Annotated in this window: 2 protein-coding genes and 1 pseudogene; all 3 read left to right on the forward strand. The window is 41.2% G+C overall.

The window, feature by feature from the left end:
- Positions 1-69: 69 nt before the first annotated feature.
- Complete coding sequence (locus tag CK510_RS28540; protein WP_211293338.1) at positions 70-606, forward strand: hypothetical protein; 537 nt, start codon at positions 70-72, stop codon at positions 604-606.
- A gap of 333 nt (positions 607-939) precedes the next feature.
- Entirely contained in the window at positions 940-1,248 is a 309-nt protein-coding gene (locus CK510_RS33725) for a hypothetical protein (protein ID WP_245912486.1), read from the forward strand.
- Positions 1,245-3,138: pseudogene (locus CK510_RS28545) on the forward strand (plasmid replication protein, CyRepA1 family); the annotation flags it as partial. The gene CK510_RS33725 and the pseudogene CK510_RS28545, both read left to right, overlap by 4 nt.

The raw sequence follows: 3,138 nt of genomic DNA on the forward strand, positions 1-3,138 counted from the left end.
AATTGTTAATTTGTACTGAAGAAAATTTTTAGCGATCATACCTTTTTTGCCCCACCTCACCAAATCGCGTTGCTCCCAATTAACTGGGAATTTAAACAGCAAGAATTTGAATCATTGTGGCAAAGAGATACAGAAGATTTTACTGAATATACTGACTCTGAATACCTGGAAGAACCGGAAGAATTGAATATTGACTCTGAGACTTCGGAGATTGATGTTGTAGAAGATACACAGCCAGAAATATTTGTGACCAATCCAGCACCTGCAACTGATGCAGAAATCCTTGCTGATATATTACGAAAAGCTTCAGATTATGATGATGTGCGTAGAGGATTGTATCAATATCAATTTGTTAAAGAAGAAGCTTGGAAACTGCTCTCGGATGTGGAAAAGAAATCCGTATGTCAGATGCTGCCAGAACCAATCCAAAAGCTGAGTAATGCCAAGCGTGAAGGGTTGATTGTCAACTTTTGCGAGATGGAATCGGGAGGGGTGTATAAAATATTCACTGCGGATTGTCCACTGATTGAAAGAACCATCAGCACCCATAGTTTGGATAAGCTGTTAGAAGAATTGAGAGCGAAGCAGAACTGCGATTGTAATTAATTTTGATTTTACACAAGTACGAGTAGTCACTATTCAAACTCAGTAACATTATTTTGGAACGCTCACTTGTGATTACAGAAAGAATAATTCATTGTCAGCAAGCCTGTTAGAGATTTGACTTACAGCAGTTTTCGAGCAAACCCGTCACAAAAATGATTGGAAAACGAAGCCCAGGATTGGTTTGAATATTTTTATTTGTGGCACGTTTGATTGCAATTTGCTGTAACTAGCATAAATAGCTTTGAAGCACGGCATATCTTCAACTTGCCGCCAGATTTTCATGCGTCAATATTTGACGCAGCAATCCATAGTGCCTAAAAATTCGGAGAGGATATGAATACAATTGCTACCTCATACACACAAATCGAATTCCAGCATCTACGAGAATGGCACGAAAGTGGAGTTGACACAGAAATCACGCATCTCAATGTCAAGTCCCTGGAAGGTAGAACACCATACGAGTATTTAATTTACAGCCCCAAAATATCACGTCGCAATGATGGACGTTTGCGAGATGGAGATTTAACAAAATATCGGCACATCGAACACGGCGGCTGGTGGTGCAAAAACAGTTCGCAATTCGTAATTCGCAATTCGCAATTAAACTGCGAACTACGAATTGCCAATTGCGAATTGTGTTGATGTGGGGATGTTTTAAACCTGATAGACCAAGGCGTGACAGGAATAAAATCCACAAATATATCAAGTACGAGCATCCTTACAAAGAGCCAACAAGGGCATTTTTCCTCCAAGTGCCAAAACGAATCTGGGAAAAAATCTCAGAAAGTTGCGGAATTGCGATCGCCCCCGAAGATTTGCAACATCCCTATGGTTTTTGGCATTGGGTTTGGAAAAACAACGTGCCAATTGTGATTGTCGAAGGAGCAAAGAAAGCGGCTTGTTTGTTAACTGCTGGATATGCAGCAATTGCTATCCCTGGAATCAATGCTGGCTACCGACTTCCCAAGGATGAATTTGGTAACGTCATCGGCAAACCTAATCTTATCGATGATTTGAAACATTTTGCTACACCGAATAGACGCATTGATATTTGCTTCGATCGCGACAAGAAACCCGAAACCGTCAAAAATGTCAGAACAGCCATCAAACGCATGGGAAAACTACTTGCTGTAGAAAGATGCGAGGTTCGGGTAATTGATTTACCGGGACCAGAGAAGGGTGTTGATGATTTTGTTGTTGCCCAAGGTCAAGATGCATTTGACGAACTTTACGGCAAAGCTGAAACCCTTGATATGTGGCAAGTCAAACTTTTTACTTTGCTGACGTATCAGCCAGCAATTTCATTCGACCAAAAATACCTCGGACAAATCCAAATCCCAGATACTGAAAAGCTTATTGTTCTGAAATCAGCAAAAGGAACTGGTAAAACGGAGTGGTTAACTGGTGAGGTTGCGAAAGCGCACGAGCAAAATAGGAGAGTGTTAATTATCACTCATCGGATTCAGTTAGGTGAGGCATTGTGTAACCGTTTTGGAGTGAATTATGTAACGGAAGTCAGAGACTCAGGAACAGGAGACTTATTAGGTTATGGAGTTTGCATAGATTCTCTCCACCAAAAAAGCCAAGCTCGGTTCAATCCCAATGATTGGTACAACGACACAGTAATTATTGATGAATGTGACCAAGTTTTCTGGCATCTTCTTAACTCTGGAACCGAGGTAGCAAAACGTCGAGTTTCTGTCCTCAAAAACCTCAAGTTGCTGATTCAGAATGTATTGAGTAGTCCTCAAGGAAAGATTTATCTTGCGAGTGCTGATGTATCCGATTGTGATGTGAATTACGTACTTTCCTTAGCTGGGGAGATAAAAGTTAAGCCCTTTGCAATTCTTAATAATTACCAACCTCAATCTGGAAATTGTTACAACTATGAAGGCAGTAATCCCAAAGACTTAATCGCTGCATTGGATAGAGCAATTCCCGAAGGAGGACATCATTTGCTGTGTTGCTCTGCCCAAAAAGTGAAATCGAAATGGGGAACTCAGGCTTTAGAACAGAGATTTCGGATTAAATTCCCAGATTTAAGAATTTTGCGAATTGATAGCGAGTCAGTTTCCGATCCATCTCACCCTGCTTTTGGTTGTATTGCTCATCTCAACGAAATTCTCACAAAGTATGATCTTGTGATTGCTTCTCTAAGTTTGGAAACAGGAGTTTCTATCGATATTAAAGGTCATTTTTCCGCAGTTTGGGGGATTTTCCAGGGAGTACAATCTGCAAATTCCGTGCGGCAGATGTTGGCAAGATTACGGGAGACTGTTGACCGTCACATTTGGGTGAGAGGTTGCGGCATGGGCTTTGTGGGAAATGGTTCTACATCGGTTGGTGTGCTTTTGGCAAGTCAACATTCAGCCGCGAAGACAAATATTACTTTGTTGTCCCAAGCAGATAATGCCGATTACAGCATCGATGAAAATTTTCAACCAGAATCCCTACAAACTTGGGCGAAACGAGCTTGTGTGATTAATGCTCAAATGCGGTGCTATCGGGAATTCGTGCTACAAGGTTTGGTTG

Origin of the sequence: Brunnivagina elsteri CCALA 953 (genome assembly GCF_002289455.1) — a bacterium.
GTDB lineage: Bacteria > Cyanobacteriota > Cyanobacteriia > Cyanobacteriales > Nostocaceae > Brunnivagina > Brunnivagina elsteri.

Bases quoted from the DNA above. Each gene is read 5' to 3' on its own strand.
- CK510_RS33725 (WP_245912486.1), top strand. From the start codon at position 940: ATGAATACAATTGCTACCTCATACACACAAATCGAATTCCAGCATCTA.